Below are 24,570 nucleotides of genomic sequence, written 5' to 3'. Positions count from 1 at the left end.
TGCTGGTGATTGAGGGGAACTGGTGAGCCAGGGTCTGCCGTGGTGGGAGCCAGCCTGCTGGCGATGGGAGGTGCCTCAGTGTGCGGCTACCCTCAACCTTCCAGCTCTTCCCACCGCGCGAACGCCGTTTCCAATTCCGCCTGCAGTTTCGCCAGCTCTTCGTTCGCGCGCGTGATGGCCGCCGCATCCTGCTGGAAATACTTGGGATCGTTCATCGCTTCGGTGCGCTTGGCGATCTCGGCTTCCAACTGCTCCAGTTTCGCGGGAAGCAATTCCAGTTCGCGTTGTTCCTTGAACGACAGCTTCTTCTTCGGCGCAGCAGGTGCTGCCGCTACCGGAGTGGCCACCGTTTTGGCAGCGGCCGGCTTCGCCAGTGCAGCAGCAGGCTTCTGCCGCAGCCAGTCACTGTAGCCACCCACGTATTCACCCACATTGCCGTCGCCTTCAAGCACCAGCGTGCTGGTGACGACGTTGTCGATAAAGTCGCGATCGTGCGAGACGAGCAGCAGCGTGCCGGTGTACTCGTTGAGCAGTTCTTCCAGCAGTTCCAACGTCTCCACATCGAGATCGTTGGTCGGCTCGTCCATCACCAGAAGATTGGACGGCTGCGCGAACAGCTTCGCCAACAATAGACGATTGCGCTCGCCGCCGGAGAGACGGGTGATCGGTGCGCGCGCCCGTTCGGGCGAGAACAGGAAGTCCTGCAGGTAGCCGATGATGTGCTTCCGCTGGCCGTTGAGCTCGATGTACTCGCGGCCTTCGGCCACGTTGTCGAGCGCATTCATGCGGTCATCGAGCACGGAGCGATGCTGGTCGAAGTAGGCGATCTCGAGGCCGGTACCGAGCGTGACCTCGCCTTCCTGCGGCTTGAGCTCCGCGAGCAGGATCTTCAACAGCGTGGACTTGCCTGCGCCGTTCGGGCCCATGATGCCGACGCGGTCGCCGCGCATGATGGTGGTGGAGACGTCGCGCAGCAGCGTGCGTCCGCCGTAGGCCTGGGTCACGTGCTTCGCCTCGATCACCTTGCGGCCGGAAGCCTGCGCGGTGGCGAGCGTGATGCGCGCATTGCCGGACTGCTCGCGGCGTTCCTGCCGCTCGCGGCGCATCGCCTTCAACGCGCGCACGCGACCTTCGTTGCGCGTGCGCCGCGCCTTGATGCCCTGGCGAATCCAGACTTCTTCCTGGGCAAGCTTGCGGTCGAAGTGCGCGTTGGCCTGCGCTTCGGCATGCAGGCGTTCCTCGCGGCGGCGCAGATAGTTGTCGTAATCGCCCGGCCAGCTCGTGACCTGCCCGCGGTCGATTTCTACGATACGCGTGGCGAGCGCGCGCAGGAAGCTGCGGTCATGGGTGATGAAGACGATGCTGCCGGTGAAGCTCTTCAGGAACCCTTCGAGCCATGCGATCGCTTCGATGTCGAGGTGATTGGTGGGTTCGTCGAGCAGCAACAGGTTCGGGTCGCGCACCAGTGCCTGACCAAGCAGTACGCGACGCTTCATACCGCCGGAGAGTTCGCTGAAATCGGTATGCGCGGGCAATTCCAGGCGTTCAATGACCTGCTGCACGCGCGAGTCGAGATCCCAGGCATTCTGGGCCTCGATCTGTGCCTGCACGTCGCCCAGGCCATCCATGTCGCCTGCGTCGAGCAGGTGGTGGTAGCGGGCGAGCAGATGGCCGAGTTCGCCGAGCCCGTCCGCCACCACGTCGAACACGCTGCCCTTCGTGTCCTGCGGCACCTCCTGCGTCAGCCGCGCGATGCGCGTGCCGCCCTGGAGGCGAATTTCGCCGTCGTCCGGATGCAGTTCGCCGGCAATGAGCTTCAACAGCGTGGACTTACCCGCGCCGTTGCGGCCAACGACGCAGACGCGCTCGCCGGCATCGAGGGAGAGATCGACCTGTTCGAGCAGGAGCGGGCCGCCGACGCTGTAGTCGACGTTGAGGAGTTGGATGAGCGACATGTCGCCATTGTACCCGAGCACCCGAAAACAACGGCGGGACCGACTGTGGGAGCCGCTATAGCGGCTCCCACACAGCACTCAGAGAGTGTCCACCCGGTAGCGCGTGTGCTGCCGCCATACCGTGCCGGGGCGCAGAATCGCGGCCTCGGCATCCGGCCCGTTCACCTGGTCCGGAAATGCCTGGGTTTCCAGGGCGAAGCCCGCGAACGGACCGTAGCTTTCCCCGTGCCGCCCGGGTTGACCGGTCAGCTTCTGGCCGCTGTAGAACTGCAGGCCGGGGCGGTCGGTCTCCACGGTGAGACGGCGGCCGCTGGAAGGCTCGGTCACCACGGCCACCACGCGGAGCGAGTCGTCCGCCGTTGCGTGCGGCACGTAGCAATGATCGAAACCGCCCACGAGCCGCAACTGAGGGTCGGGCCAGTGCAGGCGCGCTCCGATCGGTGCGGGTTCGCGGAAGTCGAACGCGCTGCCCGCCACCGGCTCGCGGCCAGTCGGTATCGCCCCCGCATCGATCGCGAGAAATTCGTCGGCGTCGATGCGGATGAGGTGATCGCGGATGTCAGGGCGGCGATCGTTGAGATTGAAGTACGGGTGCGCGGTGAGACTGAGCGGCGTGGGCGCGTTGGTGCGTGCCTCATAGCGCAGGTCGAGCGTGCCGTCGTCCTCCAGCCGCATGCGCAGCTCCACATCGACCTCGCCGGGGAAGCCGCCATCGCCTTCCGGCGACACGAGACGCAGCACGAGGTCATCGCCCTCCGGCTCCACGTCCCAGCGGTGGAGGTGAAATCCATCATGCCCGCCGTGGAGGTGGTTGCCGCCGTCGTTGCGGTCCACTTTGTAGTCGATGCCATCGAGGCGGAAACGTCCGCCTCGGATGCGGTTCGCCCAGCGTCCGACGATGGCGCCCATGTAGGCGTTCGAGTCGATGTACTGCGAGGCGTCGGCGTGGCCGAGCAGCACCTCGCCCCTCCGCCCATGGCGATCGGGCGTCTGCCAGGAAAGCAGTGTGCCGCCCAGGTCGCTGACGTCGATCTGGGTGTCGCGGGCGTTGCGCAGGGTCCAGCGGTGAAGCGGGCGGCCGTCGGGGAAGTGACCCCAGGCGGTGGCGTTGGATACGGGCATGAAACGTTCCGAACGGATGGCGATCAGGTCGCAGCCGTCTTGCGGTGGAGGTCGAGGTACTGGCGCGGCGTGCAGTCGTACTCACGCCGGAATACCGCATACATGTATTGCAGCGATGTGAAGCCGCAGCGAAGCGCGACGTCCGCCAGCGGTGTATCGGTGTTGGCGATGAGATCGCACGCGGTGTCGAGTTTGTGCTTCAGGATCACCTGATGCACGGTCTGCTTCAGCTCACGTTTGAAGTGTTCTTCGAGCACGGTGCGCGATACGCCGACGTAGTCGGCGACCTGCTCGGTCTTGATGCCGAGGCAGCCGTACTGGCGGATGTAATGGCTCGCACGCATCACGTGCGGGCTGCGCATCGGTTGATACCGGCTGGAGACCTGCACGTTGATGCCGACCGGCGGCACCAGCACGCGCGTGGATGAGCAATCGATACCGCGCAGCATCTGGTGCAGCAGATGCGCTGCGGTACGGCCCATTTCTTCGGCGCCCTGGATCACCGAGGTCAGCGGGATACGCGTAAGCAGTTGCGCCATCGGGTCGTTGTCGATGCCCACGATCGCGATCTGCTCGGGTACGGCGAAGCCGCCCATCACGCACGCCTGCAGCAACTGCCGCGCGCGGGCGTCGGTGACGGCGATGATGCCAATGGGCTTCGGCAGTTCGGCCAGCCAGGTCACCAGTTCCTCGACGGCGGCGCCCCAGCCGCCCGCGCTGGTGGGTGATCCTTCGTAGACGAGGCCTTCGACCGATTCCTCGTCCACGATGGCCCGGAACGCGTGTTCGCGTTCCTGCGCCCAACGGCTGCCGGGGTGGGGCGGGATGCCGTAGAAGGCGAAACGGGAGAGACCCTGCTCGATCAGATGATCGTAGGCGAGTCGTACCAGACGTGGATTGTCGGTGGCGATGTACGGCACGCCGGCCGGGTAGGCGGCCGGATCGTGGTACGAACCGCCCACTGCCACGACCGGAATATGCAGGTCGCGCAGCGCTTCCGGTGCTTCCGGATCGTCGAAGTCGGCGATGACGCCGTCACCGCGAAACTGGTGGATGTCGCGCATGCGGCTACGAAAATCCTCTTCCATGAAGAGGTCCCATTCCACGCGCGTGCTGTTGAGATAGTGACCAATGCCGGCGATGACCTGACGGTCGTAAACCTTGTTGGCATTGAACAGCAGGGCGATGCGATGGGGAGCCATGGGTTTCCGGGACAACGGTCGACGCGCGCGATGGTGTATACCACCCCGCGAAAAGCTAACAGGCTTCACCGCGCCTGACCATGACGCGGCGCGGCATCGAAAAAGACGCGGGCGCCGAGGGATATCGCAATTGCATGTCGGGTGCCCCCCTCGTCAGCATCGTCGGGATTCGTCCCCACGTTTGTCAAGGAATTGTTATGTCGTACTTTTCCAGCATCCCCGCCATCCGCTACGAAGGTACCGGCAGCGAGAATCCCCTGGCCTTCCGCCACTACGATCCGACCAGGCTGGTGCTGGGCAAGAGCATGGCCGAGCACCTGCGCCTCGCGACCTGCTACTGGCATACCTTCGTCTGGCCGGGTTCCGACGTGTTCGGTGCCGGTACGTTCGAGCGTCCCTGGCAGCAGGCCGGCGAGCCGATGGCGAAGGCGCGCGAGAAGGCCGATGCGGCTTTCGATTTCTTCTCCCGCCTCGGCACGCCTTACTACACCTTCCACGACACCGACGTGGCGCCGGAAGGCAACAGCATCGCCGAGTACAAGAACAACTTCGCCGCGATGGTCGACGTGCTCGAGAAGAAGCAGGCCGAGACCGGGGTGAAGCTTCTCTGGGGCACGGCCAACGTGTTCAGCAACCCGCGTTATGCCGCGGGTGCCGCGACCAATCCGCAGCCGGAAGTCTTCGCCTATGCGGCGACCCAGGTACGCCATGCGATGGAAGCCACGCATCGCCTCGGCGGCGCCAACTACGTGCTGTGGGGTGGCCGCGAGGGCTACGACACGCTGCTCAACACCGACCTGAAGCGTGAGCGCGCCCAGCTCGGTCGTTTCTTCCAGATGGTGGTCGAGCACAAGCACAAGATCGGCTTCAAGGGCACGATCCTCATCGAGCCGAAGCCGCAGGAGCCGACCAAGCACCAGTACGACTACGACACGGCCACGGTCTACGGTTTCCTCAAGGACTTCGGGCTCGAGAACGAGGTGAAGACCAACCTCGAGGCGAACCACGCCACGCTGGCAGGCCACTCGTTCCACCACGAGGTGGCCACCTCGATCGCGCTCGGCCTGTTCGGTTCGATCGACGCCAACCGCGGCGATCCGCAGAACGGCTGGGACACCGACCAGTTCCCGAACAGCGTGGAAGAGCTGACCCTGGTGGTCTACGAGATCGTGAAGGCCGGTGGTTTCACCACGGGTGGTTTCAACTTCGACACCAAGGTCCGCCGCCAGAGCAGCGCGCCGGAAGACCTCTTCCATGGTCACATCGGTGCGATCGACGCCCTGGCGCTCAGCCTGGAGCGGGCGGCGAAGATGATCGAGCGCGATGCGCTCGCCGACTTCAAGGCCAAGCGTTACGCCGGATGGGACGCCGACTTCGGCAGCAAGATCCTGAGCGGCGGTTACACGCTCGCCTCGCTCGCCGATGAAGCGCTCTCGCGCGACCTCCACCCGAAGCACGTGTCGGGCGGCCAGGAACTGCTCGAGAACATCGTCAATCGCTATATCTATGGATGATATGAAACCCGACATGGAAGCACGGGGACGTACCTGGCTCGGCATCGACCTCGGCACGTCCTCGGTCAAGGCCATCCTGATGGACGAGGCGGGGAGCGTGCGCGCGAGCGCCACGCAACCCCTGGCCATTTCGCATCCCCATCCGCGCTGGTCCGAGCAGGACCCGGAAGCCTGGTGGTCCGCCACCGAGGCCGCCGTCGCGGAGGTGCTCGCCGGTACCGACGCCCGCCGCGTGGCGGGCATCGGGCTCTCCGGACAGATGCACGGCGCGACGCTGCTCGACGCGTCCGATCGCGTCCTGCGCCCCGCCATTCTCTGGAACGACGGCCGCTCGGACGTCGAATGCGCCGAGTTGGAACGCGTGCCCGGCTTCCGCGCCATCACGGGCAATCTCGCGATGCCCGGCTTCACCGCACCCAAGCTGGCCTGGGTACGACGCCACGAGCGCGACGTGTTCGATCGCGTGGCGAAGGTGCTCCTGCCGAAGGACTATCTGCGCCTGCGGCTTACCGGTGAATACATGACCGACGCCTCGGATGCCGCCGGCACCCTGTGGCTGGACGTGGAGCAGCGCCGCTGGAGCGACGCGATGCTTGCGGCCACCGGGCTCGATCGCTCACACATGCCGCAGGTGCTCGAAGGCACGCAGCAGGCAGGGCGCCTGCGTCGCGAACTGGCGGAGCGCTGGGGCATGGACATGGTGCCGGTCGCGGCAGGCGGCGGCGACAACGCGGCCGGCGCGGTAGGCGTGGGCATCGTTCGCGGTGGTCAGGCGATGCTCTCGCTCGGCACCTCGGGCGTGTACTTCGCCGTGTCCGACGGTTTTCGTTCCAGTCCCGAGCAGGCCGTGCACAGCTTCTGCCACGCCTTGCCCGATACCTGGCACCTGATGTCCGTGATGCTCAACGCAGCGAGCTGCCTCGACTTCACCGCCCGCCTGACCGGCCAGCGCGACGTGCCGGCACTGCTGGCGGAAGCCGAAGACCGCGGGCTGTTGAAGGATGGGCCGATGTTCCTGCCGTACCTCACCGGCGAGCGGACGCCACATAACGACCCGCGCGTTCGCGGTTCCTTCACGCATCTTGGCCCAGATACCGACCGGGCGGACCTCGCCAACGCCACGCTCGAAGGCGTGGGGCTGGGCTTGCTCGATGGCCTGCTGGCGGTGGAATCCACGGGGCTCGTCGCGGAAGAAATCACCGTCATCGGCGGTGGTTCGCGCAGTGCCTACTGGACCCAGATGCTTGCCGACATTCTCGGCAAGCGGCTGGTGCTTCGCAGCGGCAGCGAGGTCGGGCCGGCACTCGGTGCGGCTCGTCTGGCGCGTCTCGCCAGCGAGCCGGGCGCCTCGTTGGAAGAGGTCTGCCCCATGCCTGCGATCACCGCGGCGCGCGAGCCCGATGCAGCGCGTCATGCTTATTTTCTGCAAACGCGCCACCCTTTGTTCCGCCTTTCGTACGACCGCTTGAAACCCTTGTATTCCGACGCCGCTCGCGGCGACGATTTCCGCCCCTCGTAAGGGGCGAACCCTAGACGCATGGAGAAGACGATGAAGCAGAAGGCTCTACACACTTTGCTGGCCGTATCGATGGTCGCGGCCGGTGTCTTTGCGACCCCGCAGGCACACGCGAGCAAGGAAAAGCCGGTGATCGGCTTCTCCATCGACGACCTTCGCGTCGAGCGCTGGACCCGCGACCGCGATTACTTCAAGGCGGCCGCCGAAGCCAAGGGCGCCACCGTGTCGGTGCAGTCGGCCGATGCCAACGAGCAGAAGCAGATCCAGCAGATCGAGAACCTGATCTCCCGCAAGGTCGACGTGATCGTGATCGTGCCGTTCAACGCCAAGACGCTCACCACCGTGGTGGCCGAGGCGCAGAAGGCCGGCATCAAGGTCATTTCCTACGATCGCCTGATCCTCAATGCCGACGTCGACGCGTACATCTCGTTCGACAACGACAAGGTCGGCCAGATGCAGGCGCAGGGCGTGGTGGACGCCACGGGCGGCAAGGGCAATTACTTCCTGCTCGGCGGTGCCCCGACCGACAACAACGCCAAGATCCTGCGGGAAGGCCAGATGAAGGTGCTGGACCCGCTGGTCAAGAGCGGTGCAGTCAAGATCGTGGGCCAGCAGTGGACCAACGAGTGGCTGGCTTCCAACGCGCAGTCGATCATCGAGAACGCGCTCACCGCCAACAAGAACAACATCCAGGGTATCGTCGCTTCCAATGACGGCACCGCGGGTGGCGCCATCGCCGCATTGAACGGTCAGAAGCTGGCCGGCAAGGTGGCCGTGTCCGGCCAGGACGCCGACCTCGCTGCGATCAAGCGCATCAAGGCGGGCACGCAGACGATGACCGTGTACAAGCCGATCAAGCAGATCGCCACCGACGCGGCGAACCTCGCCGTGGATCTGGCCAAGGGCACTCCGGCCAAGTTCACCTCGAAGATGAACAACGGCAAGAAGGATGTCGATACCATCCTGCTCACCCCGACCCTGTTGACCAAGAAGAATGTCGACATCGTGGTGCAGGACGGTTTCTATACCCAGGCACAGGTCGGCCAGTAAGCCGTAAGATCAGGCGGCGCCCGTCCGGGCGCCGCCACGACGAAGGAATTACCAGGTGAGCGAATACCTGTTCGAGATGCGTGACATCGTCAAGGAGTTTTCTGGCGTGCGCGCGCTCAATGGCATCAACCTGGCCGTACGGCCAGGCGAATGCGTTGGCCTGTGCGGCGAGAACGGTGCCGGCAAGTCCACCTTGATGAAGGTCCTTTCGGGCGTCTATCCGTACGGCACCTGGGAAGGCGAGATCCTGTTCGACGGCAAACCGCTACGGGCGCACTCGGTGCGCGACAGCGAGGATGCCGGCATCGTCATCATCCATCAGGAACTGATGCTGGTGCCGCAGCTTTCCGTGGCCGAGAACATCTTCCTCGGCAACGAGATCCGGAAATTCGGCGGCGTGATGGATTACGACGCCATGTATGCGAAGGCAGAGGCGCTGCTCGCACGGCTGAAGCTGAAGGACGTGAACGTGGCTGCGCCGGTGATGAACTACGGCGGCGGCTACCAGCAGCTTTTCGAGATTGCGAAGGCGCTGGCGAAGAACGCGCGCCTGCTGATCCTCGATGAGCCCTCATCGTCGCTGACCTCCTCGGAGACCGACACGTTGCTGTCGATCATCGAGGATCTGAAGCGCGACGGCGTGGCGTGCGTCTACATCTCGCACAAGCTCGACGAAGTGGCTCGCGTCTGCGACACCGTCACCGTGATTCGCGACGGCAAGCACATCGTCACCAAGCCGATGAGCGAGATGACCACCCATTCCATCATCACGGCGATGGTCGGGCGCGAGATCGAGAACCTCTTCCCGAAAGTCGAGCACGACATCGGCGAGGTCATCTTCGAGGCACGGCACGTCACCTGCTGGGACGTGGCTAACCCGAACCGCAAGCGCGTCGACGACATTTCCTTCCAGGTGCGCCGCGGCGAAATCCTGGGCGTGGCCGGTCTCGTCGGCGCGGGTCGCACCGAGCTGGTCTCGGCCGTGTTCGGTGCTTACCCGGGCCGCTACGAGGCCGAGCTCGTCCTCGACGGTCAGCCGATCAAGGTGCGTTCGCCCGAGCAGGCGATCAAGGCGGGCCTGTCGCTGGTGCCGGAAGATCGCAAGCGCCAGGGCATCGTGCCGATGCTGGGCGTGGGCGACAACATCACCCTGGCGACCCTCTCGCATTACGCGCGTGCCGGCCAGATCGACCGTCAGGCGGAACTGCAGACGGTGGACGCCGAGATCAAGCGCCTGCGAGTGAAGACGGCAAGTCCCGAACTGGCCATCGTCGGCCTGTCCGGCGGCAACCAGCAGAAGGCCGTGCTGACCAAGATGCTGCTGCCCAATCCGAAGGTGCTGATACTCGACGAGCCGACCCGCGGTGTCGACGTCGGTTCCAAGTACGACATCTACAAGCTGATGTTCGAGCTGGCAGCGAAGGGCGTCGCCATCATCATGGTCTCGTCCGAGATGCCGGAAGTGCTCGGCGTAAGCGATCGCGTCCTCGTCGTGGGCGAGGGCAAGCTCCGCGGCGATTTCCAGAACGTCGGCCTCACGCAGGAGCAGGTGCTCGCTGCGGCGATCTCGCACGCCGCCGAAGGCCCCGCACACGCGGCCTGATTCCTCCACCCATTCATCGCGTCACCAGGGAAGCTCCTTCATGCAGGCCCAGAAAGTCCAGCAACTGTTCGTTCGCTACAAGATCCTCGCGCTGCTCATCGCGGTGGCGGTCATATGGGTGTTCTTCCATGTAAAGACCGACCAGACCTTCATCACGCCGAACAACCTGTCCAACCTGTTCCGGCAGATGGCGATCACCGGCATGCTTGCCTGCGGCATGGTGTTCATCATCATTGCCGGTGAGATCGATCTCTCGATCGGTTCGCAGCTCGGCCTGCTCGGTGGCGTGGTGGCGATCCTCACCGTCAACATGGGCTGGGGCACGTGGCCTTCCATCTTTGCCGTGCTGGCGCTGGGTCTCGTGATCGGCGCCTTCAACGGCTTCGTCGTGACGAAGATGCGCGTGCCGTCGTTCATCGTGGGCCTGGGCGGCATGCTTGCCTTCCGCGGCATCGTGCTCTACATCACGGGCAGCTCCACCATTGCCCCCGCGCCGGACGATCTCATCGCGCTGGGTCAGGGTTTCGTGCCGCCGATGCTGTCGCGCTGGATCGGTGCGGTGATCTTCCTGGCGATGATCGCGTTGACGGTCCGTCGTCGCATGCGTCGCTCGAAGCTCGGCCTGCAGCAGGGCGCGATGTGGATCGACGTGGCGCGTCTCGTTGCCATCGGCGCCTTCATCTTCGCCTTCGTGCGCATGCTGAACGACGCCAACGGCATTCCCATTCCGGTGATGATCCTGCTCGGCCTGCTTGCCGTGTTCACCTATGTCTCGACGCAGACCGTGTTCGGCCGACACATCTACGCCGTGGGCGGCAACATGGAGGCGACGCGCCTGTCGGGCGTGAACGTGGCCCGCGTGAAGCTGGTGGTGTTCGCGCTGATGGGCCTCATGTGCGCTTTCGCCGGCATCATCACGGTAGCCCGCACGGGCTCGGGCTCGCCGTCGGCGGGCACGGGCGGCGAACTGGATGCCATCTCCGCCTGCTTCATCGGCGGTACCTCCATGCGCGGCGGTTCCGGTACGGTCTACGGCGCGCTCATCGGTGCGCTGGTCATGGCCAGCCTGGACAGCGGCATGCAGCTGATGGACGTCGACAACTCCTGGCAGATGATCATCAAGGGCGTGATCCTGGCCCTCGCCGTGTGGGTGGACGTGCTCTCGGGCTCCAACCGCAACGGCTGATTCCGTACGCACCGACGCCAAAAAAAAAACGGGCACCCGAGGTGCCCGTTTTCGTTGGTGCCTTGGCTCGGCTTACTTGCGGCCGACCTTCGCACCAAGGCCAGCGGCATCGCGCAGGATGTCGGCCTTGTCGGTCTTCTCCCAGGAGAACGCCGTGAACGTGTTGCCGTTCTTGTCGGTGATCTCATAGGGCTTGCGGCCGAAGTGGCCGTTGGACGCGGTCGGCTGGTACATCGGGTGCACCAGGTCGAGCATCTTGATGATGCCGTACGGACGCAGGTCGAAGTGCTTGCGGATCAGCTTCTCGATCTTGTCGTCGGCGATCTTGCCGGTGCCGAAGGTGGTCACGGAGATCGAGGTCGGCTCGGCGACGCCGATGGCGTAGCTGACCTGGATCTCGCAGCGGTCGGCCAGGCCGGCAGCCACGATGTTCTTCGCGACGTAGCGTGCGGCGTAGGCGGCCGAACGATCGACCTTCGACGGATCCTTGCCCGAGAACGCACCACCGCCGTGGCGGGCCCAGCCGCCGTAGGTGTCGACGATGATCTTGCGGCCGGTCAGGCCGCAGTCGCCCACCGGGCCGCCGATCACGAACTTGCCGGTCGGGTTGATGTGGAACTTGGTGCCCTTGTGCAGCAGCTTCGCCGGCAGCACGGGCTTCAGGATCAGCTCGCGCACACCTTCGATGAGATCCTTCTGCTTCACGTCCGGATCGTGCTGGGTGGACAGCACCACGGCATCGATGGCGACGGCTTCGCCGTTCTCGTAGCGCAGGGTGACCTGGCTCTTCGCGTCCGGGCGCAGCCACGGCAGCGGCGAGTTCTTCTTCTTGCGGACCTTGGTCTGCTGCTCCACGAGGCGGTGCGCGTAGTGGATCGCGGCCGGCATGTACTCGCTGGTCTCGTTCGTGGCGTAGCCGAACATGAGGCCCTGGTCGCCAGCGCCCTGTTCTTCCGGCTTCTTGCGGTCCACGCCCTGGTTGATGTCGGGCGACTGCTTGCCGATCAGGTTCAGCACGCCGCAGGTCTCGCCGTCGAAGCCGACGTCAGACGAGTCGTAGCCGATGTCGAGGATGACCTTGCGGGTCAGCGCTTCGAGGTCGATCCAGGCGCTGGTGGTGATTTCACCCGCGACGATGGCGACGCCGGTCTTCACCAGCGTCTCGCAGGCCACGCGCGCGCGCGGATCCTGGGCCAGGATGGCGTCCAGAACTGCGTCGGAGATCTGGTCGGCGATCTTGTCCGGGTGGCCTTCGGAGACCGACTCGGAGGTGAAGAGGTAGCTGCTCATCGCGGTGATATATCCTTCTTTACGGATAAAGAGATAAAAGGGCGCGCCATGATACACGCCCTTGTCCCGGTTTGCAGCGGCCAGGGTACGCCCGGGGGATGACGATTGCATGCGTATTCAGGGCAGGCGGTGCCCCGGAGTCGCCCTGGCCCGGGCAGTCAGGAGAAACCGGCCACCGGATGCGGCCCATAGGCGGCTTCGAGTGTCGCCGTCTCCTCATCCGTAAGGACGAGGTCCAGCGCGGCGACCGCGTCGTCCAGGTGGTGGGGCTTGGACGCCCCGACGATCGGTGCGGTCACGCCCGACCGGTGCGCCACCCAGGACAGCGCCACCTGCGCCCTCGGCACGCCGCGCGCCTCCGCCACTTTCTTCACCGCGGCGACGATCGCACGGTCGGAATCCTCGGTGGCCTTGTAGAGGGTGCTGCCGAACACGTCGGTTGCCTGCCGCTCGCTGCTTTCGTCCCAGTCCCGGGTGAGGCGACCGCGAGCCAGCGGGCTCCATGGCAGCACGGCGATGCCCTGATCCATGCAGAACGGGATCATCTCGCGCTCTTCCTCGCGCTGGAGCAGGTTGTAGTGATCCTGCATGCTGACGAACTCGGTCCAGCCATGCAGTCGCGAGGTATAGACCATCTTCGCGAACTGCCACGCGTACATCGACGACGCGCCGAGATAGCGCACCTTGCCCATCTTCACCACGTCATGCAGCGCTTCCATCGTTTCCTCGACAGGCGTCGTTTGGTCGAAGCGGTGGATCTGCAGCAGGTCGATGTAATCGGTGCCCAGGCGGGAAAGGCTGTCGTCCACCGAGTGAAAGATGGCTTTGCGCGACAGGCCGCCGCCATTCGGGCCTTCGCGCCAGCGGAAGAACGTCTTCGTGGCGATGACCACTTCATCGCGCCTCGCAAAATCTTTCAGTGCACGACCCACGATTTCTTCCGACGTACCGTCGGAGTACGCGTTCGCGGTGTCGAACACGTTGATGCCGAGATCCAGCGCCTTGCGGAGGAAGGGGCGGCTCGTTTCCTCGTCGAGCGTCCAGCGGTGGTTGCCGCGATCGGGCACGCCGTAGGTCATGCAGCCCAGGACCAGCGGCGATATTTCCAGGCCGGTGCGGCCGAGTTTCACGTAGCGCATAAGAACTCCATGGATGAAAGCAAGCGTTGTCGATAAGGCGTAGACGTTACATATACCTGCCATGGTTATCTTTAGGTATTCGCGACCCGGACGCGGTGCGCCCGTCGCATCACGTCAGCGGAGCGAACCATGTCGTCCACCCTCCCATCACTTCGCGCGCCACGCATCAGTGGCGTGGTCGTCGCCGTCCTCGGCTTTGCCCTGGCGCTTGGCGGCGTGTGGCTCGCCGTCCTCGGCGGCAGCCTCTACTACTTGATCGCCGGCACGGCGGTGGGTGTCACCGGCATCTTGCTGGCACGCGGTTCCGGAACCGCGTTATGGCTGTACGCACTCGTGCTGCTCGGCACGGTGCTGTGGGCCGTGGCGGAAGTCGGCTTTATCGGTTGGCAGCTCGAACCTCGGCTGCTCGTGCCTGTGCTGCTGGGCGTATACCTGCTGATGCCATGGATCACACGTGGGCTATCGCCGCGACGCGGAGCCGCCTTGGCACTGATCTTCGCGATCGTGGTGGGCGTCGGCGTGGGCGTGGCCGGGTTCATGCAGCCGGTGGGCACGCGGGGCGAAGCAGTGGTGCGCAATGCGGCAGACGGTCACGACGCCTCCGTGCCCGATGGCGACTGGTGGTTCTACGGCCGCACGCCGCGCGGCGATCGTTTCTCGCCCTTGGACCAGATCGACACGCGCAACGTGACGAACCTCAAGGTCGCATGGACGGCACATACGGGCGACACGATGCGTCCTGGCGAAGACAAAGGCGGCACGGACGCGGGCCACGAGTTCAATTTCGAGGACACGCCGATCAAGGTGGGCGACACGCTGTACGTTTGCACGGGGCATAGCTGGGTCGTCGCTTTCGATGCCGCGACCGGCCAGAAGAAATGGACCTTCGATCCGAAGGCAAACACCGAAGCGGACGTCTATCTCGCCTGCCGTGGCGTGGCTTATTACCAGGCGCCGCCGGGCACGCAGACCGATTGTCCGCGACGGATCATTGCGCCGGTGCTCGACGCCCGGGTGATGGCGCTGAACGCGGACACGGGCAAACCGTGCGAGGACTTTGGCGAGCACGGTTTCATCTCGCTCACGCAGTACCTCGGCCACGTGCCGGCAGGCTTTCATTTCGTGACGTCGCCGCCGCTGGTGATGAAGGACCGCGTCATCCTGGGTGGCTGGGTCTACGACAACCAGGCGGAGAACGAACCCTCCGGCGCGGTGCGCGCGTTCGATCCGCTCTCGGGCAAACTCGTCTGGGCGTGGGACGTGGGCCACGATCCGCAGAACTGGAAGCCCGGTCCGAACGAGCAATTGACCCGCGGCACGCCGAACGCGTGGGGTGTCTACACCGCCGATCCGGACCTAGGCATGGTTTATCTGCCGATGGGTAACGCCACGCCGGATTACTTCGGCGGACATCGCCGTCCCTTCGACGAGAAGGTGTCAAGTGCCACCGTTGCGCTGGATATCGAGACCGGCGCACCAAAGTGGGTGTACCAGAACACGCATCACGACCTGTGGGACATGGACGTGCCGACGGGCCCGTCGCTGGTCGATCTGCCGGATGCGAACGGCGGTACGGTGCCGGCGCTGGTGCAGACGACCAAGCGCGGCGAGTTCTTCGTCCTCGATCGACGTACCGGCAAGCCTTTGACCGAGGTCACCGAGAAGCCGGTGCCGCAGAACGCCGTCCCCGGTGAGCGCACCTCGCCCACCCAGCCGTTCTCCGTCGGCATGCCGTCGCTGGCGCCGAAGGATCTGACCGAAGCGTCGATGTGGGGCGCCACGCCGTTCGACCAGTTGATGTGTCGCATCGAATTCCGCCGCGCTGCATACGAAGGACAGTTCACCCCGCCGCAGTTGAAGGACACGATTGTGTATCCCGCCTTCGACGGCGTGATCGACTGGCATGGCGCATCCATTGATCCGTACAACAAGCTGCTGATCGCCAATGCGAACTACATCCCCTTCATCATCAGCCTCGCGCCGCGCGGTCCTGCGGAGGCCAAGGGGCTGGTGAAGCCGTGGGATGGCTCGGGCAACGAACCCAAGGTGGGCGGTGGGCTGGCACCGCAGTACGGCACGCCGTACGTCGGCAAGGTGCACCCGTGGTTGAACCCGCTCGACGTCCCGTGCAATCCGCCGCCGTGGGGCACGATGGCCGCCATCGACCTAGTCACGCACAAGCTGGTGTGGGAGCGCCCGATCGGTACCACGCGTGACACGGGTCCGTTCGGCACACATGTCAACGCGCCGCTGCCGACCGGCATCTTCAACATCGGCGGCAACATGACGACCCGCGGCGGTCTCGTCTTCATCGGCGCCACCGCGGACAACTACCTGCGCGCCATCGACGAGCGCACGGGCAAGGAACTATGGAAGGCACGGCTGCCGGCCGGCGGGCAAGCCAACCCGATGTCGTACACGGTCAACGGCAAGCAATACGTCGTGATCGCCGCAGGTGGCCACAGTGGGCTGGGCACGAAATCGGGCGACTATGTGATGGCTTACGCGCTGCCTTGAATGGCAGCGCGCAAGCGCCTTAAACCCGCGAGCGCTCGCGATCCTCGCGCTCGCGGCAACGCCGGACCACGGGCCACCCCATGACGAGCCCTGCCAGCACGCCTGTGGATTCCGCGAGAAGTAAGTACTGGAGCAAGCGACGCCAGGTCAGCGCGACGCCGTCGGTCCAGGCACACAGGCAGTGCGTCGCGAACATGAGGGTGCCGAAGCAGAGGATGCCCGCCCGCCAGGTGTAGACCCACAATGACGGAGGTTCTGCGAGCCACTTGCCCAGGCGGGATAGGGCTGAGGTCACCGGGCCTCTCGTAAAGCGATGCCGCAGCTCACGGCCGCGCTCAAGGCTCCCATGCTGCCACCGAAGATCGCACCGCCGAGACCTACCAAAGGTCCGCCCGTTATCAGTCCCGTAATACCGCCTCCCAGGGCAGCCACGCCGGTGTTCGACAAGAGGGTGGCTCTCGAGCAAGCGCCAGGTACTTTGAGGCGGCCGCCGGAAACTGAGGCGATTTCGGGAGAGGTAAGTTCACGCATGATTATTCATCCTTGATGGTTGTCAGAGGGGGGGTACGTCAGGAGCGAGATGTTCCCAGGCGCCGCCCGTCGCCCGGAAGGCGCTTAGGGCTCGCTGTGGCGTAGGAGATGCCTTGAGGCGCCGCCCTTGATTTCCTTCGGACCACCTCCAACTAGCGGTGATTCGATCACCGGAGGCCGTCATGGCCCGCTGCAAGCACGCATTGATTCACGTCCCACCGATCGCCCCCTGGGCGCGTCGCGGGTGCGCGCGCGCCGTGAGTGGAGGTTCGTCGTCGTAAGGCGATGTCCGGCCTCCAAGGTTCTCCAAGCACCCGCAAGGGTGCTTTTTTTTGTCCCGCTTTTCGCCATTCGAACCGGAGCAACGTGCCATGAAGAACTGCCGCGATCCCCGATCCTGACCGTCCTGCTCAGCCAGGGGCGGCGGTTCAGGACCTGGGGAGTGCCTCGCTCGACGAATACACCGAGCCCCTGGCGTTATCCCATCAGGAAACCGTTAGCCATGAGTACCACCCGCGAAACCCGCATCCCCGTCGACCGTTGGCGCAACCTCGGCATCATCGCGCACGTCGATGCAGGCAAGACCACGCTGACCGAGCGCCTGCTCTACAAGACCGGCACGATCCATCGTACCGGTGAGGTGCATGACGGCGCGGCGACCACCGATCACATGGAACTGGAGCGCGAACGTGGCATCACGATCGGCGCCGCGGCTGTGCGCGCGAACTGGACGCCTGACGGCGGCCAGCCGCATCGCCTGACGCTCATCGACACGCCCGGACACATCGACTTCGCGATCGAGGTCGAGCGTTCGCTGCGCGTGCTCGATGGTGCGGTCACCGTGTTCTCCGGCGTGGCCGGCGTGCAGCCGCAATCGGAAACCGTCTGGCATCAGGCGCGCCGTCATGGCGTGCCGCTGATGGCGTTCGTCAACAAGATGGATCGCCCCGGTGCGGACTTCGATGCGGTCGTTGCGCAGATGCGCGACACGCTTGGCGCGAACCCGTGGGTCGTCGCACGGCCGGTCATCGAAGGCGAACACATGACGGGTCTGGTCGACCTCGTGGCCGAACGCACCTGGCGTTTCGACGATGCAGGCACGCCGAGTGTGCATGCGTGGAACGACGCGGAACGCGGCGAATACGCCGACGCGCGCGCGGAACTGATCGCCGCCGTGGCGGATAGCGACGAGCCGTTGGCGGAGCTTTGGCTCACCGAGCAGCCGATCGATGCGACCGCGCTGACCGCGGCGCTTCGGCGCGGCACGCTCGCGGGCAAGGGATCGCCTGTGCTGCCGGGCTCCGCGTTCCGCAATGTCGCCATCGAGCCGTTGCTCGACGCCTTCGTGGCGTACCTCCCTTCGCCGCTCGATCGTCCGGCCGTCATCGGCCATGCAGACGACGATGGCAGCGAAGTCACGGTGGCGCCCGATGCGGACGCGCCGTTGGCTGCGCTCGTCTTCAAGGTAGTGAACCAGGCGCATGGTCCGCTGGCATTCCTGCGCATCTACGCGGGACGACTGAGCGTGGGTGACGGCGTGTGGCGCAGCGGCACCGATCGCGTGCAGCGCATCGGTCGCCTCGCGGTCGTGCGCGCGGAGGACACCGAGGCGGTGGAGCACGCCGAGGCTGGCGATATCGTGGCGATCGCGGGATGGAAGGACGTCGCCACAGGCGAAACGCTGTCCGCTCCGCAGCACCGCGTGCGGCTGGAGACGATCCAGGCGCAGCCTGCGGTGCTGTCCTGGCGGCTGTCGCCGGAACGTTCTGCCGACCTGCTCAAGCTGGGCAATGGGCTGGCGCGTCTTGCGCAGGAGGACCCGTCCTTCCGCGTGGGCACCGACCCGGAGACGGGCGAGACGCTGGTCTGGGGCATGGGCGAGCTGCACCTCGAGGTGATGGTGGAGCGTCTGCGTCGCGAGTGGGGCGTGCAGGTACGCACCGGTTCGCCGCGCGTGGCCTACCAGGAGACGCCGGCTTCCGCGTCGGGCCCCGTGGAAGGCAAGCTTGCCAAGCAGACGGGCGGCAGCGGCCAGTTTGCGCGCGTGGTGCTGTCCGTCGCCCCGACCGGTGGCGAGTCGAACAGCTACGAGGATCGCAGCACCGGTGGCGTGATCCCGAAGCCGTTCCAGGCGGCGGTGGAGAAGGGCGTTGCGTCCGCGCTGCTGGAAGGCCCTCGCGGCTTCCCGGTGGTGGGCGCGGCGGTGACGGTGCTCGACGGTCAGGCGCATGCGGTCGATTCCAACGAGGCTGCGTTCCACCGCGCCGCGCAGATGGCGGTGAAGTCCGCGCTGGAGGCGACCGGCACCGTGCTGCTCGAACCGGTGATGCGCGTGTCGGTCAGTGCGCCGGGCTCGGCGGTCGGTGACGTGCTGGGCGATCTGCAACGCCGTGGCGGCCAGATCGTGAACCTGGTCGATCGGCAGGAGCGCACGGAGATCGAGGCCGACGTTCCGCTGGCTCAGTTGGACGGCTACAGCACGGCGCTGCGGTCGTTGAGCCAGGGCAGGGCGTCCGCCACGGTGGCGTTCCACGCCTACCGCCCGGCGACCCTGCAGGAAGCGGCTCGTCGGACCGCGTAACGCATCGGGACTGGCCCCGGTGCAAGGGAAGCGTACCGCGCGCAATACGTCGCGCGCGGTACGCGCTACGCTTCGCAGATGATTGCCTATCCCGACGCACTCGCCCTCCTGCTCGATGCCATCCGGCCTCTGGAGAGCGAATCGCTTCCGCTCGCCGACGCCGCACGGCGCTTTCTTGCCGCCGATCTGCACAGCCCGATGGCGCTGCCGTCGTTCGACAACGCGGCCATGGATGGGTATGCCGTGCGTGCCGACGGCAAAACGTTGCCGGCGGGTGCGAGCTTTGCCGTGGCTGCCATGCAGGCCGCGGGAGACGCCGCCGACGCCTATCCCCAGGCAGATGCCTGCGAGATCGCCACGGGTGCGCGCATGCCCGAGGGTTTCGATACCGTGGTTCCTGTGGAACGCAGTGAAAGGCGCGACGGTCAGGTCCGCTTTCCGGTCGAGGAACGCGCAGGTCAGAACGTGCGCCGCGCGGGCAGCGACATCGCAACGGGCGAGCTTGCGCTGGCGCGTGGCCGACGGATCGACACCGCAGCGACGATGCTGCTCGCGGCACTCGGTGTGGCCCACGTCGACGTGGTGCGCCGTCCACGCGTGGCCGTGATCGCTACGGGCAGCGAACTCAACGCGACGGGTCCGCTGCCGCCAGGCGGCATCCACGATTCCAACGGACCGTTCCTCGAAGCATGCTTCGCGCATTGGGGCGCGGATATGCTGACACGCGTACGCGTGCCGGATGTCGGCGATGACTTTGCCCACGCCGTCGGCGATGCGATCGCGGCGCGTGCCGACCTGATCGTGACGACGGGTGCGGTGTCGGCAGGTCGTTTCGACTTCGTGCCTGCAGCGCTCGCCTCGCTCGGTGCACGTGAGCTTTTCCACAAGGTCGCGATCCGCCCCGGTAAGCCGCTGCTTGCGACTCGCTTCGATGGTGGCCCGATCGTGCTCGCCTTGCCCGGCAATCCCATGGCGGTAGCTGTGGGTTATCGCTTCTTTGTGGCGCCGGTGCTGCGCGCGATGGCGGGGCTGTCTCCGGAGCGACCGACGCGGGTGCGCATGTCTGCGCCACTGATCGGCCGCGAAGGCCTGAATCACTTTGCCCTCGGCCGGCTGGAACACGATGCCGAAGGGCGCCAGACAGCGCATGCGGCGGACGCGCAGGCGTCCTTCCGCATCCTGCCGTTCGCCACATCGAACACGTGGCTGTCGGCTGCCGATGGCCATGCCCAACATGCCGATGCGTGGCCGCTCGACCCGGTGGATGCCGCATGATCCTGGGCGTCATTCTGGCCGGTGGCTTGTCGTCGCGGATGGGCGAGGACAAGGCGCTGCTTCGCATCGGCGGTCGCACGTTGCTGGAACGTACGACGGAGGTCTTGCGCGACGCAGGCGCCACACGCGTCGCGATCAGTGGGGCGCGCGACGGTGGCATTCCGGATCGCTGGCCGCAGACGGGGCCGGTCGGGGGCATCGCCAGTGCCGCGTTGGTCCTCCCCGATGGTGAATGGCTCGTCGTGCCGGTAGATATGCCGCGGCTTGGCTCTGATGTGCTGCTTCCCTTGCTGGCGGAACGCAGCGAACCGATCACGCACTGGCAGGACCACCCGTTGCCGATGCGGCTGCGGATGGATGCCGTGATGCGCGATGCGCTCGCCGATGCGATGACGCGGACGGGCAGGGCCTGTTCCGTGTTCGGCTTGCAAGCGCGCGTAGGGGCGACGACACTGCCACTCGACGGCCTCGACACGCGTGGGCTGCTCAACTGCAACACTCCAGACGAATGGCGCGAGGCGAACGCATGAGGGTGCAACTGGAAGACGACACGGTCAGGGTCCGCATCGACGAGGACGAACTGACGGAGCTGCTCCAAGACGTCGCCCTGCTGGGTTCGACGAGCTTCGGCATGGCCTTCACGATGCGCTACGCGATCGATGCCACCGATGCCGATGCATGCACGCTTTCCGGCACGGCCCACGAATGGCGTATGGAAGTACCGCGCGGCGCTCTGCGTGAGCTGCAGGCGAAGCTGCCGAGCAAGGACGGGCTGACCTTCGACATCCCCGGTCGCGATACCGTCGCCACCACCGTTCGTTTCGACGTCGACGTGAAGGACAGCCTGCGCCGTCGGCGCGCCTGACGTCAGCCGATACGTTCCGGTCGTGTGTAGACGTTGAAGCGCCCCGGGCGTGCGAAGCCCACCAGCGTGACCCCGCAATCCGCGGCGAGATGCACCGCGAGCGCCGTAGGGGCGGAGATAGCCACCACGATGGTGATGCCGGCGGTGGCGGCCTTGGTCACCATCTCGTAGCTGGCGCGGCTGGTGAGGACCGCGAAGCCGTCGCGTGGATCGGTGCCTTCGAGCAGCATCGCGCCGATGAGCTTGTCGAGCGCGTTATGCCTGCCGACGTCTTCGCGCACGGTGACGATGCTGCCGTCGGGCAGGGCCCAGGCTGCAGCGTGAACGGAGCCGGTATATGCGTTGATCGGCTGGCGCGAGCGGAGCGTTTCCAGCGCACGCTCGATCGCATCCGCGCCGATGGTCAGTCCCGCTGCAACGGGCAGCGGATGACGTACCACGTCTTCCAGTTCGCGGCTGCCGCAGATGCCGCAGCCGCTGCGGCCCGGCAATTCGCGTGGCGCCGGGGTGTTTATGCTTGAAGGCGAATGCTCAATGTGCATGCCGGTGCGTATGTCGACCACGACGCCTTCCAGCACCTCGCGAACCTCGATGTCCACGATGTCGAGCACCGTACCGATCCGACCTTCGGTCAGCGCGAAGCCGCGTGCGAAGTCTTCGAGGTCGGCAGGCGTCGTCATCATCACGGCGAAGGGCGCGCCGTCGAAGTGCATCGCTACCGGTACTTCTTCAGCGAGCCGGTCCTCGCTTTCGACGTAGCGCCCGCGCTCGAAACGCAACACCGGCCGCGTGGCGCAGCCGGCGGGCAGGGTGCGCTCAGACGGCATGGGCCGCCGTGGGCGTTTGAGTCATCGCATTGGCCGATGTGATGCGTACCGGCACCGATTTGTACGCCGGGGTGCCCGAGCGCCGGTCATGGCTTTCCAGCGCAATGAGCGCATTGCCTTCGGGGTAATACATCGCGATCGAACCCTCGGCGATCTCGAAAGCCACGGCGATGAAACCGCGTACCGCGCGTTCCTTGCCGTCGGCGACGTTGGCACCGGTGGCGAATACGTCGATGCGATCGCCGTGCTTGAGACCGCGCGCGGCGAGATCGTTCGGGTGCATGAAGATGACGTCGCGTCGTCCGCTCACGCCGCGATAGCGGTCGTTGAGCCCGTAGATCGTGGTGTTGTACTGGTCGTGCGAACGGATCGTCGTCAGCATCAACTCGTGCGCTTCGAGCGGCGCATCCTCGTCCAGCCCTTTCGCCAGGAGGAAATGGGCGCGCTTGTCCGGCGTGGCCCAGTCGCGTTCGCTGGCGGCGACGCGCAGGCGGAAGCCGCCCGGTGCGCTGACGCGCTTGTTGAAGTCGAAGAAGATGGGGAAGACCTTTTCGATGTCGTCGCGGATGAGGTTGTAGTCGCCGACGAGGCGGTCCCAATCCACGCGCGTGTTCGGCAAGGTGGCCTTCGCGATGCCGGCGACGATCCAGGGCTCCGAGCGCAGGTGTTCCGAGGCGGGCGTGAGCGTGCCCGCCGAGGCATGCACCATCGACATCGAATCCTCTACCGTTACCGCCTGCGGACCGGTCGCCTGCACGTCGAGTTCCGTACGGCCGAGGCAGGGCAGGATGAACGACGCTTTCGCCAGGATCAGGTGCGACCGGTTGAGCTTTGTAGCGATATGCACGGCGAGGTCCAGCTTGCGCATCGCCTCGAAGGTTTCATCGGTATCGGGCATGGCGACCGCGAGATTGCCGCCCAGCGCGACCAATGCCTTGGAGCGCCCTTCGCGAATCGCGATGACCGCAGCCACGGCGTCATGCCCATGGGCGACCGGCGGCTTGAAGCCGTAGGTCTTGCGGATGCCGTCGTTGAGTGCATCGTTGGGCTTCTCGGTGATGCCTACCGTGCGATCGCCCTGCACGTTGCTGTGCCCGCGCAACGGGCAGATGCCTGCACCGGGGCGCCCGATGTTGCCGCGCAGAAGCAGCAGGTTTGCGATCTGCTGGACGTTCTCGGTACCGTGCGCGTGCTGGGTGATGCCCATGCCGTAGCAGACGATGACGTTCTTCGCCTTCGCATAGATATCCGCGGCATCTTCGATCTGCGCTCGGGTCAGGCCCGAGTGCCGTTCGATCGCTTCCCACGAGGTTTGCGCGAGATCGTCGGCGAGCGCCTCGAAGCCGGTGGTCTGCGTGGCGATGAAGTCGCGGTCGATCACGCCTGGCATCCCAGCCGCGATGGCGCGCGCGTCGGCGTCCAGCAGCGACTTCATCATGCCTTTCAGCACGGCGACGTCTCCGCCGATCTTGAGCTTGTAGTAAGTGGACGCGATACGCACCGAGGTGCCGGTCAGCATTTCCACGGGGCTTTGCGGCGACGTGAAGCGTTCGAGACCGCGTTCGGGCAAGGGATTCAGTACCACGATGGGCACGCCGCGCAGCGACGCCTCGCGCAAGGTGCCCAGCATGCGCGGATGATTCGTGCCGGGGTTGTGGCCGATGCAGAAGATAGCGTCGCAGTGTTCGAAGTCGTCGAGCGTCACGGTGCCCTTGCCCACGCCCAGCGACTGCGGCAGGCCCACGCTCGTCGCTTCGTGGCACATGTTCGAGCAATCGGGAAAGTTGTTGGTGCCGTACTCGCGCACGAACAACTGATAGAGGAACGCGGCTTCGTTGGACGCGCGGCCAGAGGTATAGAACTCGGCCATGTTCGGGTCGGGCAGCGCACGGAGTGCTTCGCCGATGCGTCGGAACGCTTCGTTCCATTCGATGGGCTGATAGGTGTCCGAGGCCGGATCGTAGGCCATCGGATGGGTGATCCGGCCCAGGCCTTCCAGCGCGTAGTCGCTCAGATTCCAGAGATCCGCGACCTTGTTGCTCGCGAAGAACTCGGGACGCACGCGCTTCGCCGTGGCCTCCCATGACACCGCCTTGGCGCCGTTCTCGCAGAATTCGAACGACGAGGTTTCCTTGGGGTCCGGCCAGGCGCAGCCGGGGCAGTCGAAGCCCTTGGGCTGGTTCACCTTGTGCAGCGCGATCGATTCGCGCGCGATGGCCATCTGTCCGCTGAGCGCGCGGGCGACGGCACCCAAGGCACCCCATCCGCCTGCGGGGCCGTCGTAGGGTTCGATGCCGGGGACCTGGTCTTCGCTCATGGTCGTCGCTCGCTGGGGAGGGGGCCGTAACGCCGGATCATTCTACGCAGCGCGTCGGCAGGCAATTAAACCAAGGTACG

The 24,570-nt window shown here is 65.6% G+C and carries 18 protein-coding genes; 10 read left to right on the top strand and 8 right to left on the bottom strand.

Annotated features, from left to right (window positions below; translation table 11 throughout):
- Positions 1 to 92: 92 nt before the first annotated feature.
- The 3 genes from BT115_RS08985 to BT115_RS08975 form a co-directional block, all read right to left on the bottom strand.
- A complete protein-coding gene (locus BT115_RS08985) occupies positions 93 to 1,955 on the bottom strand; it encodes an ATP-binding cassette domain-containing protein (protein WP_072322101.1) in 1,863 nt (620 codons plus the stop codon).
- Between the two features lie 78 nt (positions 1,956 to 2,033).
- A complete protein-coding gene (locus BT115_RS08980) occupies positions 2,034 to 3,077 on the bottom strand; it encodes an aldose epimerase family protein (protein WP_072322100.1) in 1,044 nt (347 codons plus the stop codon).
- Positions 3,078 to 3,100: 23 nt separating this feature from the next.
- The gene (locus BT115_RS08975) at positions 3,101 to 4,279 is read right to left on the bottom strand and encodes a XylR family transcriptional regulator (protein ID WP_072322099.1); all 1,179 of its coding nucleotides are present in this window, start codon (positions 4,277 to 4,279) and stop codon (positions 3,101 to 3,103) included.
- 197 nt (positions 4,280 to 4,476) lie between these two features.
- Between BT115_RS08975 and xylA the strand changes: the two genes are divergently transcribed.
- From xylA to BT115_RS08950, 5 genes are read left to right on the top strand one after another with little or no spacing between them, the layout of a single operon-like run.
- Positions 4,477 to 5,793: a xylose isomerase gene (xylA, locus tag BT115_RS08970; protein WP_072322098.1), complete on the top strand. Its 1,317-nt coding sequence runs from the start codon at positions 4,477 to 4,479 to the stop codon at positions 5,791 to 5,793.
- A gap of 13 nt (positions 5,794 to 5,806) precedes the next feature.
- Positions 5,807 to 7,312 (top strand): xylulokinase, encoded by a 1,506-nt coding sequence (xylB, locus tag BT115_RS08965; RefSeq protein ID WP_072322331.1) that lies wholly within the window; start codon positions 5,807 to 5,809, stop codon positions 7,310 to 7,312.
- 30 nt (positions 7,313 to 7,342) lie between these two features.
- Positions 7,343 to 8,359 carry a D-xylose ABC transporter substrate-binding protein gene (gene xylF / locus BT115_RS08960; protein WP_218184723.1) on the top strand — a complete coding sequence of 339 codons (1,017 nt, stop codon included), beginning with the start codon at positions 7,343 to 7,345 and terminating at the stop codon, positions 8,357 to 8,359.
- Positions 8,360 to 8,414: 55 nt separating this feature from the next.
- Positions 8,415 to 9,962, top strand: a complete 1,548-nt coding sequence (locus BT115_RS08955) for a xylose ABC transporter ATP-binding protein (RefSeq protein WP_072322096.1) — start codon at positions 8,415 to 8,417, stop codon at positions 9,960 to 9,962.
- Between the two features lie 40 nt (positions 9,963 to 10,002).
- Positions 10,003 to 11,148, top strand: coding sequence for a sugar ABC transporter permease (locus BT115_RS08950; protein WP_072322095.1), 1,146 nt, complete (start codon positions 10,003 to 10,005; stop codon positions 11,146 to 11,148).
- Between the two features lie 72 nt (positions 11,149 to 11,220).
- Here the strand turns inward: BT115_RS08950 and metK are convergent, their stop codons facing one another.
- Complete coding sequence (gene metK / locus BT115_RS08945) at positions 11,221 to 12,438, bottom strand: methionine adenosyltransferase (RefSeq protein WP_072322094.1); 1,218 nt, start codon at positions 12,436 to 12,438, stop codon at positions 11,221 to 11,223.
- Between the two features lie 158 nt (positions 12,439 to 12,596).
- Entirely contained in the window at positions 12,597 to 13,577 is a 981-nt protein-coding gene (locus BT115_RS08940) for an aldo/keto reductase (protein ID WP_072322093.1), read from the bottom strand.
- Between the two features lie 129 nt (positions 13,578 to 13,706).
- Here BT115_RS08940 and BT115_RS08935 point away from each other — a divergent pair, with 129 nt between their 5' ends.
- Positions 13,707 to 16,094 carry a membrane-bound PQQ-dependent dehydrogenase, glucose/quinate/shikimate family gene (locus BT115_RS08935; protein ID WP_072322092.1) on the top strand — a complete coding sequence of 796 codons (2,388 nt, stop codon included), beginning with the start codon at positions 13,707 to 13,709 and terminating at the stop codon, positions 16,092 to 16,094.
- A 19-nt stretch (positions 16,095 to 16,113) separates the two neighbouring features.
- Here the strand turns inward: BT115_RS08935 and BT115_RS08930 are convergent, their stop codons facing one another.
- Positions 16,114 to 16,389, bottom strand: coding sequence for a hypothetical protein (locus BT115_RS08930; RefSeq protein ID WP_072322091.1), 276 nt, complete (start codon positions 16,387 to 16,389; stop codon positions 16,114 to 16,116).
- 738 nt (positions 16,390 to 17,127) lie between these two features.
- Between BT115_RS08930 and fusA the strand changes: the two genes are divergently transcribed.
- The 4 genes from fusA to BT115_RS08905 all read left to right on the top strand — a co-directional run bounded on the left by fusA (position 17,128) and on the right by BT115_RS08905 (position 21,346).
- Positions 17,128 to 19,206, top strand: coding sequence for an elongation factor G (gene fusA / locus BT115_RS08920; RefSeq protein WP_072322089.1), 2,079 nt, complete (start codon positions 17,128 to 17,130; stop codon positions 19,204 to 19,206).
- A 78-nt stretch (positions 19,207 to 19,284) separates the two neighbouring features.
- A complete protein-coding gene (locus BT115_RS08915) occupies positions 19,285 to 20,481 on the top strand; it encodes a molybdopterin molybdotransferase MoeA (RefSeq protein ID WP_072322088.1) in 1,197 nt (398 codons plus the stop codon).
- Positions 20,478 to 21,011 (top strand): molybdenum cofactor guanylyltransferase, encoded by a 534-nt coding sequence (locus BT115_RS08910; RefSeq protein ID WP_072322087.1) that lies wholly within the window; start codon positions 20,478 to 20,480, stop codon positions 21,009 to 21,011. The genes BT115_RS08915 and BT115_RS08910 overlap by 4 nt, the downstream gene beginning before the upstream one ends.
- Complete coding sequence (locus tag BT115_RS08905) at positions 21,008 to 21,346, top strand: DUF7009 family protein (protein ID WP_143144495.1); 339 nt, start codon at positions 21,008 to 21,010, stop codon at positions 21,344 to 21,346. Before BT115_RS08910 ends, BT115_RS08905 begins: the two co-directional genes overlap by 4 nt.
- Before the next feature lie 2 nt (positions 21,347 to 21,348).
- On the opposite strand, the gene fdhD is transcribed toward BT115_RS08905, so the two are convergent.
- Both fdhD and BT115_RS08895 read right to left on the bottom strand, forming a co-directional pair.
- Positions 21,349 to 22,173 (bottom strand): formate dehydrogenase accessory sulfurtransferase FdhD, encoded by an 825-nt coding sequence (gene fdhD / locus BT115_RS08900; RefSeq protein ID WP_072322085.1) that lies wholly within the window; start codon positions 22,171 to 22,173, stop codon positions 21,349 to 21,351.
- Complete coding sequence (locus BT115_RS08895; RefSeq protein WP_072322084.1) at positions 22,163 to 24,490, bottom strand: FdhF/YdeP family oxidoreductase; 2,328 nt, start codon at positions 24,488 to 24,490, stop codon at positions 22,163 to 22,165. Before BT115_RS08895 ends, fdhD begins: the two co-directional genes overlap by 11 nt.
- Between the last annotated feature and the right edge of the window lie 80 nt (positions 24,491 to 24,570).

This window comes from Luteibacter sp. UNCMF366Tsu5.1, assembly GCF_900119235.1.
Classification (GTDB): domain Bacteria; phylum Pseudomonadota; class Gammaproteobacteria; order Xanthomonadales; family Rhodanobacteraceae; genus Luteibacter; species Luteibacter flocculans.
This window is presented reverse-complemented; position numbering and strand designations above follow the sequence as displayed.

What these genes read in the sequence shown, in the direction of transcription:
- BT115_RS08985 (WP_072322101.1), bottom strand. Translation starts at nt 1,955, where the DNA reads ATGTCGCTCATCCAACTCCTCAACGTCGACTACAGCGTCGGCGGCCCG.
- BT115_RS08980 (WP_072322100.1), bottom strand. Translation starts at nt 3,077, where the DNA reads ATGCCCGTATCCAACGCCACCGCCTGGGGTCACTTCCCCGACGGCCGC.
- BT115_RS08975 (WP_072322099.1), bottom strand. Translation starts at nt 4,279, where the DNA reads ATGGCTCCCCATCGCATCGCCCTGCTGTTCAATGCCAACAAGGTTTAC.
- xylA (WP_072322098.1), top strand. Translation starts at nt 4,477, where the DNA reads ATGTCGTACTTTTCCAGCATCCCCGCCATCCGCTACGAAGGTACCGGC.
- xylB (WP_072322331.1), top strand. Translation starts at nt 5,807, where the DNA reads ATGGAAGCACGGGGACGTACCTGGCTCGGCATCGACCTCGGCACGTCC.
- xylF (WP_218184723.1), top strand. Translation starts at nt 7,343, where the DNA reads ATGAAGCAGAAGGCTCTACACACTTTGCTGGCCGTATCGATGGTCGCG.
- BT115_RS08950 (WP_072322095.1), top strand. Translation starts at nt 10,003, where the DNA reads ATGCAGGCCCAGAAAGTCCAGCAACTGTTCGTTCGCTACAAGATCCTC.
- metK (WP_072322094.1), bottom strand. Translation starts at nt 12,438, where the DNA reads ATGAGCAGCTACCTCTTCACCTCCGAGTCGGTCTCCGAAGGCCACCCG.
- BT115_RS08940 (WP_072322093.1), bottom strand. Translation starts at nt 13,577, where the DNA reads ATGCGCTACGTGAAACTCGGCCGCACCGGCCTGGAAATATCGCCGCTG.
- BT115_RS08935 (WP_072322092.1), top strand. Translation starts at nt 13,707, where the DNA reads ATGTCGTCCACCCTCCCATCACTTCGCGCGCCACGCATCAGTGGCGTG.
- fusA (WP_072322089.1), top strand. Translation starts at nt 17,128, where the DNA reads ATGAGTACCACCCGCGAAACCCGCATCCCCGTCGACCGTTGGCGCAAC.
- BT115_RS08915 (WP_072322088.1), top strand. Translation starts at nt 19,285, where the DNA reads ATGATTGCCTATCCCGACGCACTCGCCCTCCTGCTCGATGCCATCCGG.
- BT115_RS08910 (WP_072322087.1), top strand. Translation starts at nt 20,478, where the DNA reads ATGATCCTGGGCGTCATTCTGGCCGGTGGCTTGTCGTCGCGGATGGGC.
- BT115_RS08905 (WP_143144495.1), top strand. Translation starts at nt 21,008, where the DNA reads ATGAGGGTGCAACTGGAAGACGACACGGTCAGGGTCCGCATCGACGAG.
- fdhD (WP_072322085.1), bottom strand. Translation starts at nt 22,173, where the DNA reads ATGCCGTCTGAGCGCACCCTGCCCGCCGGCTGCGCCACGCGGCCGGTG.
- BT115_RS08895 (WP_072322084.1), bottom strand. Translation starts at nt 24,490, where the DNA reads ATGAGCGAAGACCAGGTCCCCGGCATCGAACCCTACGACGGCCCCGCA.